Annotated in this window: 14 protein-coding genes; 1 reads left to right on the forward strand and 13 read right to left on the reverse strand. The window is 52.8% G+C overall.

The window, feature by feature from the left end:
* Window positions 1–8: 8 nt before the first annotated feature.
* Together sbnA and GGC63_RS17425 are read right to left on the reverse strand one after the other, a co-directional pair.
* Window positions 9–983: a 2,3-diaminopropionate biosynthesis protein SbnA gene (gene sbnA, locus GGC63_RS17420; protein ID WP_225948283.1), complete on the reverse strand. Its 975-nt coding sequence runs from the start codon at window positions 981–983 to the stop codon at window positions 9–11.
* Window positions 980–2,206: a CoF synthetase gene (locus GGC63_RS17425; RefSeq protein ID WP_318781070.1), complete on the reverse strand. Its 1,227-nt coding sequence runs from the start codon at window positions 2,204–2,206 to the stop codon at window positions 980–982. The genes sbnA and GGC63_RS17425 overlap by 4 nt, the downstream gene beginning before the upstream one ends.
* Window positions 2,207–2,392: 186 nt before the next feature.
* Here GGC63_RS17425 and GGC63_RS17430 point away from each other — a divergent pair, with 186 nt between their 5' ends.
* Window positions 2,393–3,187, forward strand: coding sequence for a YheC/YheD family protein (locus GGC63_RS17430; protein WP_225948284.1), 795 nt, complete (start codon window positions 2,393–2,395; stop codon window positions 3,185–3,187).
* A gap of 88 nt (window positions 3,188–3,275) precedes the next feature.
* Here GGC63_RS17430 and GGC63_RS17435 read toward each other — a convergent pair whose 3' ends face one another.
* The 11 genes from GGC63_RS17435 to GGC63_RS17485 all read right to left on the reverse strand — a co-directional run bounded on the left by GGC63_RS17435 (window position 3,276) and on the right by GGC63_RS17485 (window position 16,190).
* A complete protein-coding gene (locus GGC63_RS17435; RefSeq protein WP_192703366.1) occupies window positions 3,276–5,279 on the reverse strand; it encodes a TolB family protein in 2,004 nt (667 codons plus the stop codon).
* Window positions 5,272–5,781 carry an RNA polymerase sigma factor gene (locus GGC63_RS17440; RefSeq protein WP_192703367.1) on the reverse strand — a complete coding sequence of 170 codons (510 nt, stop codon included), beginning with the start codon at window positions 5,779–5,781 and terminating at the stop codon, window positions 5,272–5,274. The genes GGC63_RS17435 and GGC63_RS17440 overlap by 8 nt, the downstream gene beginning before the upstream one ends.
* 169 nt (window positions 5,782–5,950) lie before the next feature.
* Window positions 5,951–7,141 (reverse strand): MFS transporter, encoded by a 1,191-nt coding sequence (locus tag GGC63_RS17445; RefSeq protein WP_192703368.1) that lies wholly within the window; start codon window positions 7,139–7,141, stop codon window positions 5,951–5,953.
* Window positions 7,142–7,208: 67 nt separating this feature from the next.
* Entirely contained in the window at window positions 7,209–7,490 is a 282-nt protein-coding gene (locus GGC63_RS17450; RefSeq protein WP_079913764.1) for an ArsR/SmtB family transcription factor, read from the reverse strand.
* 366 nt (window positions 7,491–7,856) lie between these two features.
* On the reverse strand, window positions 7,857–8,981 hold the full coding sequence (locus GGC63_RS17455) for an N-acetylmuramoyl-L-alanine amidase (RefSeq protein ID WP_225948285.1): 1,125 nt from the start codon (window positions 8,979–8,981) through the stop codon (window positions 7,857–7,859).
* 51 nt (window positions 8,982–9,032) lie between these two features.
* Window positions 9,033–10,481 (reverse strand): M14 family zinc carboxypeptidase, encoded by a 1,449-nt coding sequence (locus GGC63_RS17460; RefSeq protein ID WP_225948286.1) that lies wholly within the window; start codon window positions 10,479–10,481, stop codon window positions 9,033–9,035.
* 279 nt (window positions 10,482–10,760) lie between these two features.
* Window positions 10,761–11,963, reverse strand: a complete 1,203-nt coding sequence (locus GGC63_RS17465; protein ID WP_225948287.1) for a trans-sulfuration enzyme family protein — start codon at window positions 11,961–11,963, stop codon at window positions 10,761–10,763.
* Between the two features lie 37 nt (window positions 11,964–12,000).
* Window positions 12,001–12,837, reverse strand: coding sequence for a carbohydrate ABC transporter permease (locus GGC63_RS17470; protein ID WP_192703369.1), 837 nt, complete (start codon window positions 12,835–12,837; stop codon window positions 12,001–12,003).
* Window positions 12,837–13,769 carry a carbohydrate ABC transporter permease gene (locus tag GGC63_RS17475; protein ID WP_192703370.1) on the reverse strand — a complete coding sequence of 311 codons (933 nt, stop codon included), beginning with the start codon at window positions 13,767–13,769 and terminating at the stop codon, window positions 12,837–12,839. The genes GGC63_RS17470 and GGC63_RS17475 overlap by 1 nt, the downstream gene beginning before the upstream one ends.
* A 66-nt stretch (window positions 13,770–13,835) precedes the next feature.
* Entirely contained in the window at window positions 13,836–15,158 is a 1,323-nt protein-coding gene (locus GGC63_RS17480; protein WP_079913770.1) for an ABC transporter substrate-binding protein, read from the reverse strand.
* 360 nt (window positions 15,159–15,518) lie between these two features.
* A complete protein-coding gene (locus tag GGC63_RS17485; protein ID WP_192703371.1) occupies window positions 15,519–16,190 on the reverse strand; it encodes a FadR/GntR family transcriptional regulator in 672 nt (223 codons plus the stop codon).
* Between the last annotated feature and the right edge of the window lie 179 nt (window positions 16,191–16,369).

The following is a 16,369-nucleotide window of genomic DNA, read 5'->3' on the forward strand; positions in this document are numbered from 1 at the left end:
TGTCCCTCCTACACAGAATCCGGATGAAGGCCCAGCTCCGTTCGAATCCACTCGTCATTGTAAACCGTGTTCAAGTATCTCTCGCCACGATCCGGCAATATCGCAGCACATACCGAGCCCTCCGGTATCATGCCTCTGCATTGGCGGATAGCGGCTATCACGCCGCCGGAGGATGCTCCTGCCAGAATGGCCTCCTGACGGACCAGATCGCGGCAGCCCTTAACGCAGTCCTGATCCGATACATAGACTACATGATCGGCCATATCGGGACGATACAAATCCGGTGTAATTCCTGAGCCGAGGCCGGGAAATTTACGCGGACCCTTGGGACCGCCAAATATCATGCTGCCTGCCGCATCCACCGCAATGATGCGCGTCGTCCACTGGCGGCTGCGGATATATTCCATGCATCCCCGGATCGTACCGCAGGAGCTGACGCCGCAAAACAAATAATCGATAGGGCCTAATTGATCCCCTATTTCTTTCATCGTCGTTTCGGCATGCGCGAGGTAATTGTCCGGATTGCCGTACTGATTCGTCCAGTAGCTGTTCGGTATTTGCTTCAGCAATTCTCCCACCCTGCGAAGCCTTGCGGGCAAAAATTCTCCGGTTGCCTGATCCGGCTCGGACACCAAATCAATCTCTCCGTGGAAAGCGCGAATCATCCGCTTATGCTGCTCCGTGGTACGAGGATCGACAACGCTAATAAAGCGCAGCCCCAGATAACAGCACAATTGGGCCAGACTGATCGCCAGATTGCCCGAGCTGGATTCGATCACCACACTGCTGCTTGTGACCTCCCCCCGCCGGATGGCTTCGCGCAGCATGAATAGAGCCGGTCTGTCCTTGGCACTCCCGGCCGGGTTCATCCACTCCATCTTCCCGAATACGCAAAACGATTCGTCCCTGAACAACCGGCGCAGCTGGATGAGCGGGGTGCCCCCGATTGTTTCGGCTATGCCTCCTTCGAGCTCCATCTTCATCCCTCGATCTCATAGCTTATTTTTTTGTTTTTGACGGAGCCCCGATGATCCGAGTCGTCGAAGTCCGCTCCTATGACCTGGATACCTTGCAAAATTCCCGCGCGAATCATAGCTCCAATTTCCGGAATGCGATTCTCCAGATCGGCCCGAATGCCCTCCAGAACGCTCCCCTCCGCATGGGGGCTGTATATATAGACGGCAAGCGAGTTCCCTGTTACTTTCACGCGTACACTGGCCGTGCTCAGACGGCGAAAAACGACATCTTCGATATCGTAGATGCTAATTTTCTCTCCGTGCTTTAAATCAGGCCCGATTCGCTTCACTATACTTTGAAAGCTTTGCCGCGGGACGCCATCGACCAGAACGGGACGTAAATCGCGTACGACATCATACGTCACATACCTTATGGCAGGAAACGATTCCCTGACGGTCGAAGTAAGCACGAGCACCTGCTCATCCGGTTCTGTCAACGGCTCCAATCCATCCCCGACAGCCTCGGCGGCAACCCCCTCTGCGAGCAAACCCTCCGTGAACAAATATCTTCCATGCTCATGAGAAAAGTACGCAATAGTCCCTATCTCAATAGAACCGTACGTATCGGTAATTTGCTGCACATTCAAGCCCAATCGTTCGGCTGCACGCTGAGTCCACACCGGCGAAGCCATCTCCCCTACAAGAATGACGTGGCGGATTCCATAGGACTTCGGATCGTCCGAGGCAAGCAGAATGCGCTCCAGAATGGAGGGCATCGTATACAGCACCTCAGGCTGAAATTGCTCTAGCCGCGCCAAGTGCTCCTCTATCGGCAGACGAAACGACACGGATTCCGCTTCCATCCCGAGACGGCGGAATACATCCACCGCAGTCGCTTCCGCATGGCCCGTACCCATATCGGCCAAAGCTCTGCGGAACCCGCCGTATCCGACCAACTGGCGGAAAACATCCAGCTTGATCTTCATATAAGCTTCTTCGTCCGATTCGGAGTAATAGATCGTTTTACGGCGATTGGAGCTGGTTCCGGACGTTCGATAACGGTACAAGTCACTCCTTTCGGACAGCGGATTCTGATCGTTGTAGTAGAACTGTTCCAGCAGCGCCGCCGTAACCAGCGGCAGCTCCTCCCACTCGCCAGCGTTCATCCTCTCTCCGGCTGCAGCGGCATACCAAGGGTACTGCCGTTTCATAAGCTCTAAAGTCAGCCGAAGCTCTTCAGGGATTGACACCCGCCTCCTCCCCTTTCCTCACAGAATATTGCCCCCAGATTCATACTTACTGTATGCACCCCTAGCAACCCGTGTTCGTCCATCAGCCCATTGCGATGCGGAAAAGCCGGCTGCAATCACCTCTGTACATCCGCCACCGTATGATATAGCGCAAGCCACATTAGCTCAGAAATGAGGGTTCAACCGTTGAACAAAATAACGTTCATATCCAGCAAATGGAAAAAAACCCAGGTCGTGCTGCAAGACCGGAGATTGGCAAGTCATGTCCCGGTCACTCGCCGATTGTCGCGCAAGCTTCTGGATGAGATGCTCAATCGATACCGAATGGTCTACGTGAAGCCCGAGTCAGGGTCTTTGGGCATCGGGGTGATGCGAGTGGACAAATTAAAGAAGGGCTATCGGTATCAAAAAGGAGTACAGGCCTTCACCTTCCCTACCTTTCAAGCTATGTACCTGTCGCTTAGCAAGCACATAGGGAAGCGGAGTTATCTGATTCAAAAAGGAATTCACGTGCTGAGATACCGTGGACGTCCTTACGATTTTCGCGTCGTGATCCAAAAAAATCCGGCCGGCAAGTGGGAACGGACCGGGACCATTGCGAGGGTCGCCCACCCCCGTAAAATCGTCAGCAATGGCAGCCAAGGCGGTACGATTTTCATGCCGCGGTCGCTGCTCGTGCCGGCTGCCGGAAAGAAGCAGACCGCTCGAATCCTTGCCGGTATGGACCGTCTGGCTTATCTGACCGCCGCCCAGTTTAGCCGTGCCTATCCCGCTATGAAAGAGCTCGGGCTTGATATCGCCATCGATCACCGATGGTATCCATGGATTTTGGAGGTGAACACTCGTCCCGATCCTTGTCCGTTCACCAAAGTACCGGATACGTCCATGATCCGCAAAATCGTAGCCTATGCAAGAGCCTACGGCAAACGGTACCGCCTGAAATGCCTCAAAGCCCAAAAAGCCCCCTCAGGCCGCCGGTAATCCCTTATTTTGAGCAGATTCCGCCGTTAAACCGGCAAAAGGGAGCCAACCATTATTCATGGCTGACTCCCTTTGCCGCAGTAGTTTGTTATGGCCGTCCGATCGTTCCTGAAGAGGCATTCCATACATAATGGAGCTGCTGTCCGCTGCTCGTCAGCATAAAGTGCAGCTTATCACCTTCCCAATAGTACGTATGGGTTCCTTCCACGCTCGTATCGACCATCCGCTCCTCAAGCGGTATGCTCGTCTTCTTTTCCATATCCAGCAGAACGATATGGGACCGGAGATGAGGAGCATCGTCGGAAAAAAGATCCAGCGCCGCATACCGTCCATCCGGCGAGACCATGATGCTCTCCACGCCCACGTTGCCCAGACCGGCTATCGTTTGAATATGGGCCAGCTCCTTAAACGTCTTCTCGCCTATATCGTATTGAACAACCTTCACAGAAGCCTGCTGATTATGAGAAGGGTCCTGCAGAGCTTGAATCGTAAACACAACCTGCTTCTGCTTCGTCGTATAGGCAAGCGAGGCAATGCGGAAGTCTCCCGCCGGGCGCAGCTGCTGCGGAATCGCCGCTTTGGAGAGCAGCGCTTCCCGCTCCCCGTTCGCCCTCTCCACCGCAATCGCTCCATCCCTTTGCTCGCTTATGAGCACGCCGTCTCCTCCCGGCGTGCTGCCTACCCTTTCAATTAGGTAGCCTTTGTCCGACCGGACCATATAATACCGGGAATACCCTACCGAGTAATCCGGGTTCGCCGTATAAGCCCGCGTTTCCTCCACATCGACATACGGTTGATGGTTCTCCATCCCTGTCCCTATGATCGAAAAGCTGATCTGATGAGGGTTGGAGGTCGTCATCCACTCCTGATTTCCGGCGAGCAGGCTGCGAAGAAATACATCGTCCCGGAGAATGGCCGCCTGATTAAAGGCTCTTACGACCTCCTCGGTCTGCAAGGAAGCGGCAGAAAGATCGATGCGCATCACGCTTATGCCTTGTCCTTCCACATTCCGTCCCTTGAGAACGTACAGACTATCCGATTCCTTGCTCCACACCGGGTTGTAATAGCTGAACAAACCCGAATGAACAAGCACCTGAGGGATACCTCCCGGCTGCAGCGAGCTGACCCATTCCTGCTCATCCACGGCTTCATTAGGCGTATTACTGGTCACCGACCGCTTCGTCGCACCGTTTACATCGGCGATCCATACCTGATCGACACGATCCTCGACGGATGCACCCGGCTGAAGCTCCCGGCTGGTTTCCTCCGTCTTCACATAGGCAATGTATTCTCCGCCTGGGGACACCGATGGGAACCGTCCGTTATCAATAACGGTCTCCTGCCCGCCTTGCAGCTCTTTGCGGATGATTTGCGGCTCGTCGCCCACTCTTTTTTCAAATACGATAGCCTGTTCCTGGCTTGCATAAGACGGTGCTGATCCGTCGCCCAGCTTTTTGCTCTGCATGGTGTCCAGATTCAGTTCATAAATGCCGGATTCCTTGACCATAAAGCCATGCTCCGGGCCCGGCTGTGTAACCTTCTTCACATAGAGGACGGAGCGTTCATCCTTCCAGGAGGGCTGTTCGTAATAAATGTCGTTCTCCTGCTTCAGTAACACCCGGTACTGTCCGGTAGACAAATCATAGATAGCCAAATCGCCCTCGGAAGCGATAATGAGGCGCTTGCCGTTCGAATCGATCTTGGAGCTGCTCACTTCCCGCGCAAGCAGCTGATGGAATCCTTGGCTGTCGTAGGCAAAAAGACCTTTACCCGCAATTGGAATGTACACCGTATCCTTGTACTCCGTAAAGTCGAGCGGGCTTCCCGAGCCGATATCGACAAACGAAATCTGATTCTGCACCTGCAGCGATTGGGCAGCTACGCTCCGGATCCCTTCGGGCCCCTGCAGCGTAAACGTACAGATGCCTATGAGTACTGCCGCCGCTGCCGCGGCAATTCCCCACCGGCGAAGGCCGAACCTTCTTCTTTCGGGCTTAACGAACTCCTGTCTGAGCCGCTGCTTCAGATCCTCGTTTACCGGAATGCGGTCCTTCAGAGCTTGCAGCGACGGTTCCAACCGGCTGTCATCCATTTGCTTTCACACCCTCCAGGCAGTTTTTGACAAGGATGCTCATTTTCTTGAGCAGGCGAAATGCGCGCATTTTAATAACCTCTTCCGATTTGCTCAAGACCTCCCCGATCTCACGATGCTTAAGCCCTGCAAAATATTTGAGCTTTACAAGCTCACGATCCTCCTCCGGCAGAAAAGCCAGCACTTTTTGCAAGCAATCCAGCTCCTCTTCCTGCTCAACTTCAGCAGCGAATGATTCCTGGGAAGCCACCCGCTCCATCTCCTCGCCCGTCGGCACATCCTTCCTTCTTCGGTAAAAATCAATGACCGTATGGCGCGCGATGGTGAAGAGCCATGCTCTGGCATTGGAAGGGTCCTGCAAGGATTCATACTTTTCAAAGGCTTTGCGAAAAATTTCGCTCACTATGTCGTCGGTATCCCACTTATTGCCCACCTTGCTGTAGACATAGCGGTATACATCGTTAAAGCATCCGTCATATATGAGGACAAAAGGCTGTTTCAATCATGGCTCCTCCTCTCACATCCATAACAACGCAGCCGAACGAAAAAGGTAACCGGGAACACCCAAATCATGTTCAGCGTACCACATCAGTCCTCCTGGGTTAAGCTGGATTTGAAGGCACATTAGCGGTAAAAAAAGCGAGACCGCCCTTTCGGACGGTCCCGGTATATTATATTTGCTGAAGCTTGCGTTTCTCCGCCTTGCGCGCCTCTGAACGCGATAGGCCTAAGGATGCTGCGGCTGTGGCAGCTGCGACCGTCACGCCGGCCGCCCCTATCCAGCTGATAGACGTAAGGGAGGCTTGCTCCACGACAACCCCGCCGATTCCGGCGCCTGCCGCCATGGCCAGCTGCAGCACGGAGCTGTTCAAGCTGAGCATAATCCCCGATGCCTCCGGCGCCTGCTGAATCAGGTTATACTGCTGGGTCGGCCCGGAAGACCAGGCGGCGAAGGACCACAGCACGAGCAGCGGGAGCATAAGAGCCTGGGATTGGCCTGCAACGGAGATGAGAACCAGCGCTGCCGCATGAACCAGCATGCCTCCGATCAGCGTACGGGGGACTCCCCATTTGTCCGTACTGTAGCCCCCGAATTTGGAGCCGAGCAAGCTGGCGATGCCAAAGGCGAATAACCCGATGCTCACGCCCTGCTCGCTCATGCCGGTCACCGTGAGAAGGAACGGAGAGATATAGGTGTAAGCAATCGCATAACCGGCGATCCAGAAAAATGTGATCAGCAGCGCTACTGCAATTCTTGGCTCCCTCAACAGGGCCAGCTGCTTGCCGATCGGCACCGGCTCTTCGCCTTCCGACTTGGGAATGGTGAGTGATACGGCAAGCATAGCAAGCAAGGCGAGCACACCAATGCCTCCGAACACCATCCTCCAGTCGTAGAAGGACGCCACGACTCTGCCGATTGGAACACCGACAATCAGCGCGGTGGAGAAGCCCATAACGAGTGTGGCAATAGCGCTCCCCTGCTTCTCGGCGGGTGCAAGCTTGGAGGCCACCGTCAACGCGGTTACCACGAATACGCCGGTACTGAGAGCCAAAACGATTCTTGAGGCGACGAGGAATGTGAAGCCGGGTAATATCACGGCGATGGCATTGCCGAGAACGAAGACGCCAAGCGAATAAAGCAGCAGCTTACGCCGTTCCAGGCGGGAGGTTACTGCCATTAAAACCGGTGTCCCAAACGCATAGGCAAGCGAAAATACGGTAATAAGCTGCCCTGCGGCGGACACAGGCACCCCGATATCCGCAGCCACCTTATCCAGTATTCCGGCAATAATGAATTCCGAGGTGCCGACCAGGAAGCTGACGGCCGCAAGCATATAAATTTTCCAAAGATAGGATCCCATTGTATTGCTCCTCTCTCCACTCTTATTTTTATATTTCTATAAATATGGAAATAATACTTAAAAAAAATTACTCCAGCAAAAAAGGCGCGTATTTTTGTGCGATTTCACGGTTCACGCTGTAATAGATGTAGGTACCGTCTTTGCGAAGATCCAGCAGTCCGCAGTCTGTGAGCTGCTTCAGGTGATGAGACAGCGTTGAGCCGGCTACGGATTCCAGCTTGCTCATAATATCCGAGCAGCACAGATTCCTTTCCTCTGTCAGCAGCAATGCAATCTTGAGCCGTGTCGGCTCCCCAAGCGCCTTGTAGACTTTAACGGCCTGCCGTACCTCTGCATTATCCTCGACCATTGTAATCTCACCTTTGCCATTTCATTATTTCTATATGTATCGAAATATAAGGTATCACAGTTTTCGGCAGATGTAAATAGTCATTTTTCAGATTGAAGCAAAAAGAGAGCCGCGATTGCGGCTCGAGTCTGTCGGGAAACCTATATTGCTTGAAGCATTGCCAATATACTCCAGTGGGGTATGCCCCTCCAGCCGCTGTTGAAACCCGTGAAATGGGATTATATTTAGCGGTATTTTCACGGATTTCAAAGGCGGACGTAAACTCCTACGAGGCATACCCCACCTCCCTATGTAGCAATGTTCATGGAAAACAGGGTTTCACAACAACCTGGGGCCGCGATTGCGGCTCCTTGTTTGCCTATGTACTTACTTCATAGTTCCCCCTGCCGGTATCCACATGCCGCCCATCCAGGTATCGATCAAATACCATTCGTTCCACTGGGCTAGCACATGGATCTGCTGGGCAGATAACCGTCCCGCCGGATTCGAATCCGAAGGGCTTCGATAAAACGGCGTATCTTCCGTTACGTCAGCCAGCTTGTCAGCATCTTGAACTGGAATGGCCGCCTGTCCCAGATACACCCACTTCTCACCGGCCCAGGTGGTTACTTTTCCCCAGCTGCCTTTAGCAGCGGTGACCTGCACGGTTTGGGGTGACAGCGCCATCTGGCCGCGGACCATGCGTCCGTCCGTCAATTCATATAACGGATTGCTGGATGCCGTCAAATAAACGCGAGACTGCCCTGCTACTTCCGGCTCATCCGCCCTGACAGCGAGGGCTAAATTAATTCCTGCCGCAATTCCTTCCGTTAGCTGATTCAAATAGTTGGCATCCGATAGCCTCTCATCTTCGTCCGGATTGGTCATAAAGCCCATCTCGACAAGAACGGAGGGCACGGTGGACCAGTTGAAGCCCGTCAAATCCGAACGCGGCACAACGCCTCTGGATACGGCTCCTGTTGAAGCTACTGCCTCCCCCAGGATGATGCTTGCTGCGTCCTTGCTCCGATCGGTTACAGCTTGCGTCCCTCTGCCTGATGCCGGGTATAGCAAAGAAATTCCCTGCGCTTTGGGGGAATTGTCTCCGTCGGCGTGGATTCGTACAGCCAAATCCGCTTGCGCTTCATTGCACTTCTGTGCTCGCTCCACATTGGAGATATCGACATCATGTGTCTCCCGAGTCATGACGACCGGGTAACCCAGCTTTTCCAGCTTGTCCTTAAGCAGCAGCGAAGCCTCCAGCGTCAGAACGTATTCCGGCTTCTTCGTCTTGATCCCCCTCGTTCCCGAGGTCATCTTCGCTTTCATTTCCTTGGAATCGGGGGCTACCTGCTCCAAAGCATTGTTGCCATACAGCTGATGCCCCGGGTCCAGACATACCACCTGTTCATTAGGCGTCTTGGCGTCAGCCGATGCAGGCATCACCCAACTCCATAAAAGCATCTTAGCCAGAACGATACAACCGATTTTGCCGCGAATTGCGAATGACATGCCTTCCCACCCCTACTTAATGCTCGATTTGCTTTGTATCTATCGATTCAATTACTTTTGTACCCGAATCCATCCGTCCCCCAGCCAGGTTCGAATCATTAGCCAATCCTTCCAACGCTCCAGAGCTTGCACTTCCTGCGGATTCAATTCACCAAGCACTGCAGCATTGTCTTGACCAGGGTATTTGTACACGGCAGCCGGACTATTTAAGTGTATACGCTCTTCCGTTTTCTCGCTAGCTCCTTTAATAATAGGAGTCTGGTTCAAATGAATCCATCTCGGACCCAGCCAGGTAGGGACACGGTACCAATCCCCAAGGCGGGCTTCCGCCTTCACTTTCACTTTGCCCAGCTCGCCGCCAACCGGAAATGACTCATTAGGACGATTATAGAGCTGTGCCGGTTCCAGCAGCTGCAGGTTTTCGTCGATCGTTTCTATCGGATAGCGCTCCCGCCACAGCTTGTATCCTTCGGAGGCCAGATACAGCCCGATTTCCTGATTTTCGTTCCAAATATCGGTGAAGGTCCAAAGCGGCAGCTCGGTCTCTTCCTGGTAAGGACCCAGCTCGACCGTAAAGCCGGGACGTCCGAACTGCGCAATAAACCAATCGGTGAAGCCGCCGCCGGAAGGGTCCTTGACCGGCTTGACCTGACTGTAGCCCGTCATAGCGCTTATGCTATCCGCCATCTTCTTGTCCCGGGCCATGTGCTCGGGTGGAGTATTGAAGTACCAATACAGCACTTCACCGGAGGTGTGGTAGGAAAAGGCGATTTCCGGGTCGATCTGGTATGTAAAATGAATCATGCTCGTCGCTTCCGCCGTTTCCGCGGGCTCAGAGCCTTTATAATTTTTGAACATCGGATAGTTAGGAGAATTGACAATACCGGTCCACATCGCAGGATACTGCCGATTAATGTCGATTCCGCTTGCGTTGGCCTTCCAGCGTTTGAAGTTATCGCTGCCGCCGTTCATGCTGAGCAGATAGTCATGATAATATTCGGGAAAAGCACCCATCCCTTTCTGCTGAAGAGTGACGCCGTCCGGATTGACCATCGGAACGAACCAGATCGAGCAGTGATCCAGCAATTCGCGGACCACATACTGATTGTACTTCATATTATTCTCATAGGCGTAAGCGTAGCGGTCAATCATATAAAGGATGAGGTTGGTGCCCATCCATTCCCTGGCATGCTGAGACCCGTCCATCAGGACGGAAGCCTCTCCTTTCCCCAATTTAACCGCCTTAATGTCGCGTCCAAAATCAGTCGTCCCTATCGATCTGACTTCGATTAATCCGGGATAAGCGGCTGCCAGCTTGTCGATCTGCTCGGACATTAATTCGTATGTGTACTCCTGATAAGGGTACACTATTTCTTTGTTCGCCGGAGGCGAATCTGAAGCCGCAGCTGCAGCACCACCTATGCCGCCCAACATAAGGCTGATCCCCAATACGGCCGCTGCCATTTTACGCATGGTGCCTGACTTTCTCTCTGTCTTCAAGCCTTCTCTCTCCTATTATCATCGACGTATGATTTGTATTCCATGGGGGGAATTCCCTAATAAGCAAATTCATTTTAATAGATTCATAGCGGAATTACTATCATTTGGTCGATTTTTGTCATTTGATGATTATCGTAGAGAGAAAGAGAGGGAGGGAATACGAAAAAGCACCGGCCTAATCTTCGAACATGTAAACGTGATTCTATTACAATAACTGCATATCAATTAGAAAAGAAAAAGGGCTTTGCCATCTATTTTAGATGACAAAGCTCCTTTTCCCTATCCCCCGCCCAACCCCTGACTCGCCTGCCCGATATCCTCAATAAGCACCTGCGGATGCTCCAGGCCGATATACAGCCGAACGATCGAGCCTTGGATAGACCCGCGGCCCGGAACGGATCGCCCTACGGTAACCAGGCTCTCATACCCGCCCCAGCTGACGCCGATCCGGAAATAGGTAAGCCTCCCGGCCCAAGCCTTCATTTCTTCCGGCGGCAGGTCGGTCTCGAAGGAGAACAGGCTGCTGAAGCCGCGCATCTGCCTCTTCGCTAGCTCGTGCTGCGGGTGTGACGTGAGTCCCGGGTGGTTGACCTTCCTTACGAAGGGCAGCTGTTCAAGATGCCGTGCTACCGTGAGCCCATTCTGCTCCAGCTTCTCCATACGCAGAGGCAGCGTCCGCAAGCCCCGCATGGTCAAGGACGCCGAATGTGGCGTCATGATGCCTCCGAGCAGCAGATATTCGCTGCGATTGATCCGACGGAGCATGGCCTCGCTCCCGATCAGTACGCCGCCGATAATATCGCTGTGACCGCCGATATATTTGCTGATGGAATGCAGGACGAGGTCGATGCCGAATTCGAACGGATTTTGAAAGCATGGCGTCGCCCATGTATTATCGATGATCGTGACTGCTCCAATGCTGCGAGCAAGCTCTGCGCAAGCGCGCAGGTCCTGGAGCCGGAACGTCTGCGTCGTCGGGCTCTCCAAATACATCACCCGCGTATTGGATCGTACCGCAGCATGAAATGCCTCCATAGACGTCCCGTCGACAAAGGTCGTCTCTACGCCATACTGCGTAAGAAATACGCTCAGCAGCTCGCGTGTCGGCCCATAGGCTTGGTCTACGCAGAGGACATGGTCGCCGGACCGGACCTGGGATAGGATCGCCGTCGAAATCGCCGCCATTCCCGATGCGAAGCATCGGGCCTTCTCCCCGCCCTGAAGAGCGGCCAAACGCCTCTCTAGCTGCTGCACGGTCGGATTATGACCTCGTGAATAGACAGGGATGTCCTCATCCCCTGCCATGGCCTGATCGAATTCCTCATAAGTGGAGAAGGTGAACAGGCTGTTCTGGTAAATGGGCATGACAACCGCACCCTGATGCTTCTCGTCATGCGGGTCATGAGCAACAAGCGTGCTCGGATCGATAATACCCCGGGGTCCGTTACTCCCGTTGTCCGTTCTTCCCTGCTTAGAGTCCAATGGGAATTCTCCCTTCAGATAGTTTTCACCGCTGTGGCTAACCCTTCACCGCCCCCTGCGTCAACCCTTCGACGATAAAGCGCTGGCATATCGCGAACAGAATGACCGTCGGGATGACGGACAGCACCGTTGCAGCCGACATCGAGCCCCAGTCGATATCGAACTTGGTGATGAACGAATTCATCGCGACAGGCAGCGTCTTGGAGCTTTCCTTATCGATAAACATAATGGCCATGAACAGCTCGTTCCAGTTCTGCACGAAGGCAAAAATAAACGTAGCCGATATCCCCGGCATCATAATCGGAACGATCACGCGGAACAGCGCGCTCATTCGGGAGCAGCCGTCCACCATAGCCGCCTCCTCCAGGCTTGCCGGAATGCGCTGAAAAAAGCCCCTCAGCATAATCGTACAAAACGGGACGAGCCCGACCGTATACATGAGAATCAAGGCGCCCTGCTTGTTCAACAGCCCCATCCGCGACATCATCCAATACAAGGTGCTAAAGCCGATAAACAACGGCACCATCTGCGTCACGAAAAAAGCCAGCATCAGCTGCCGGCTCCCCCGGAAGGTAAACCGGGCCAGAACATAGCCGCTCAAAATCGTCACTGCCAAGACGATAGCCGCCGAAGTAAGAGAAATGGCAAGACTGTTGCCGATATAGATGTGGAATTTGGATATTTTGAAGATTTGCACATAATTTTCGAAGGAAATTTGCCTTGGCCAGTACTGAAGCGGCAGCGTAAATATCTCGTTCCTGGGCTTTAGCGACGTAATGACCATCCAATATAACGGAAACACCATAAACACTAGATAGACGGCAAGAACGATGGTTTTGCCTATTTTTCCGGGTAATGACAATCGTTTGTTCATTAGAAATCACCCGCTTTTTCCGCTTTCGTCGCGAACAAATAAAAGGTCGTAAACAACACTAGAATGGCGATACAAAGGATGCCTATGGCGCTTGCTTGTCCGTAGTCTCCCGAGAAGACGATTTTATCCAGCATGTACGTCGTCAAAATATGAGTGGAGCCCGCCGGGCCGCCGTTGGTCATCCCGTAGATCAGGTCGGGGAAATTGAAAATCCATATGACGCGCAGCGCTGTCGTGGAAATAATCGTAGGCATGATATACGGAATCGTGACCTGGAACAGCTGGTGGAAGCCGCTCGCCCCATCCATCTCCGCCGCTTCGTACAGCTCGGACGGCACGGATTGCAGCGCTGCCAGCAGCATAATGGCGAAGAACGCCACCCCGTACCAAATGTTCGCTACAATAACGGAGAACATCGCCCATTTCGGGTCGGACAGAAATCCGATTCGCTCTGTAATCAATCCAAGCTTCAGCAAAAGGTCGTTAATGACGCCAATTTGTCCGTTAAACAGCCACCGCCATATAATGCCGATCAGGAAGCCGGATAACGCCCAGGAATAAAAAACAAACCCTTGATAAACTCCGCGTCCCGGAAAGCTTCTGCGCATCAACAGCGCCAGCATGAAGCCGATCAGAAACTGCAGGATAAGCGATATAACAACCCATAAAGCGGTATTTTTCAGGATGGTTTTGAACTGGACATTACTTAGCACGGTTTCAAAATTTTTGAACCCGACATAATGGACATCGGTCAGGTTGAAGAGCGAATAATTTTGAAAGGCTACGCTGATGCCCTTCAGGATAGGAAAGTAGGTGAAGCCGAAGACGAGGAGCAAGGCGGGAAGCAGGCATAAGAAAATAAAGGTCTGCATACGGTTCAGCCGAAACGGTCTGCCTCCCTCCCGTAACGGCTGCGCATTGCGTTGTTTCATCCGAGGTCCCTCCCATGATAGAGGTGACGGGCAGCACGAGGTCTGCCCGCCGGTGGATCATGCGTCTTATTTCCCCTGCTTCTTCTCGTTAATCCAGTAAGCGTCCCATTTTTTCAGAGCGTCATCGATCGACATCTGTCCGAGCAGGACCGCCTGCGCGTCCTGCTGGACGATTTTACGCCATTCACCGAAGCCCTTGTAATCCGTCTCCGGCTTGTATGGGATGTAGTGGGCGGTATCGTTCGCCATATCGATATAAGGCTTGTAGGCGCCTTCCTTGAAATATTTATCGACGGAGGCGCTGTTATGTATCGGGATAACCCCCGCGACCTTGGTGAAGACAGCGTTTTGCTCCGGACTGGAGATGAATTCGATGAGCTTCCACGCTTCCTTAGGATGCTTGGAATAAGAGGTGACACCCCAGCCTGCGGCCCCTACCTTGTAGTGGGATGCCCCGGTCGGACCTGTCGGCATCGGTGCGGTTGCCCATGTGCCTTCCTTCAGCTTTTGCTTCACCGGATCAATCGTGTCCGGGTCCTGAATCAGCATCGCGGTAGCTCCGGACACAAAGCCCTGCACCTGCTCGGCAAACGCCCAGTTGACGGAATCCTTCGGCGAGCCTTCCTTATACAGGCTTACGTACAGCTGCATCCCCTGCTTGGCCTCCGGCGTGCTGAAGATGGTGGCCCCGCTCTTCAGGAACATCGCATCGTCCGTATTGACGTTCTTTCCATTGTAATCGCGCAGCAGATCGACAATATAGCCGTCCGCACCGGACCCTCCACGGAACGAATAGCCGAAGCGATTGTTCGCCGGATCGGTCAACGCCTTGGCCGCTTTATTCAAGTCGTCCCACGTTTTCGGAGGGGTCAGACCCTTTTGATCGAACCAGTCTTTTCGGTAAAACAGCATTTTTTGATACAGTCCATAGGGTATGTAATAGGGCTTCTGGTCAATGTAGTTTGCCATGGCGAGTGAGTTGGCGTTGAGGTCCTTGTAGCTGCTCCAAGAGGAGGTATAAGAGGTTAAATCGGCAATCCATTTGTTGGTGACGAACTGCTTCACGGTGACGTCCCGTACTTCCAGTACGTCGAGATCTTCTTTGGCGGCAAGCATCGTGGAGATTTTGTTATCTGCGCTTTCTAGCGGAGGCGAGATGAGCTCGACCTTGATGTTGGGGTTTGCGGATTCGAAGCTGGCGATCATTTTCTTGATGACATCCGTTCGAGCCGGACTGGTTAAGCTTTCAATCATCTTCAATGTGACGGTTCCGGAGCCTCCGCCCCCATCCGTCGATCCCTTCGTTTCGCCGCTGGAGCACCCGCTCAGGGCCCCGGCCGCCAATACTGGAATCAGTGAAACGGCTAACCATCGTTTTGTCCCCTTCACAACAACCAACCTCCACTGGTTTATTTGCTTTTGCTATACAAGACCTGAGTCTGATATAGTCCCCCGCTGAATTGTTACGGAAGCACTTTCCCATGAGATGACCTGTATACCTGTCAGATAGCAAGCTTGCAGCTCGTTACCTCAGGCTTCAGAGATGTTGAGGTTTCCAAATGATCGTATTCCAGTCTCCATTAACCTATCTACCTGTATGACAGGTTAAGGCCAGCTAATTAACCAAATCATAATATGGGGGTGGGACGAAGTCAATAGCATTTTGTTATGTTTCCTAACTCATTTTTATGCATTGGAAGCGGTTTATCGAATTATGCAGAATAATGATGTAACTTAAAGTAACATGTATTATACACCGTGGATCGACTGTTCCATGCTGTCCATCAGTTTATGAAGCTCCTCACATGCCTTTGTCGGATTCCGTTCAACAATAGCGTCGAATAAAGTCTGATGGAACGGAAAGCTGTCGTTGAATATTTCCTGCCGTCCCAGTGGCGCATTCCAGAACACCGAGAACAGCTCCCATACGGACTCGACCAGACTTTGCAAAATGGGATTGCCCGCAGCTTTATAGATCGCCTGGTGAAACTTCATATCTGCCGCCGAGCTTCCCGGCCCTTCCGTCACTTCGATTTCGTACAAGTAATCCTGCATTTCCTCGATTTGCTCTTGCGTCGCGCGCTGAGCCGCCAGTTGGACTGCAAGCACCTCTAACGCCCGGCGTACCTCCATCAGCTGCAGCAAAGCGGATTTCTCGTCCTCGATTTGAATTTTGGCGGACATTTGATAGTGGGCGGTATCCTTCACGTAGATTCCTTTGCCGTTCACCACCTCGACCACATCGGTCGCTTCCAAATAACGGAGTGCTTCCCGCAGGGAAGAGCGTCCGACTCCCAAAAGCTTCATGATGGCCTCAGCCGAAGGAAGCTTGTCTCCCTGCTTCAAGCCCCGCTCCCTGATGAACGTTTTGAGCTCATCGGCGACCATTTCATGCATCCTGAGCTTGTTAATTTTTTTCATGCGTCGTCTCTCCCTTTCCTCCACCCATGACAGCAGCATTTTAGATCATTATAGCAATTATGGTTAGGAAAAGAATCCACCGTCTCCTTATTTTGTGACTAACGCAAATTAGCCGCACCTTTTTATCCCCTCCCTAATACGATGAATTAGGCAACCAAAGACATTAGCCTAGAAAGGTG

Origin of the sequence: Paenibacillus sp. OAS669 (assembly GCF_014873645.1) — a bacterium.
GTDB lineage: Bacteria > Bacillota > Bacilli > Paenibacillales > NBRC-103111 > Paenibacillus_S > Paenibacillus_S vulneris.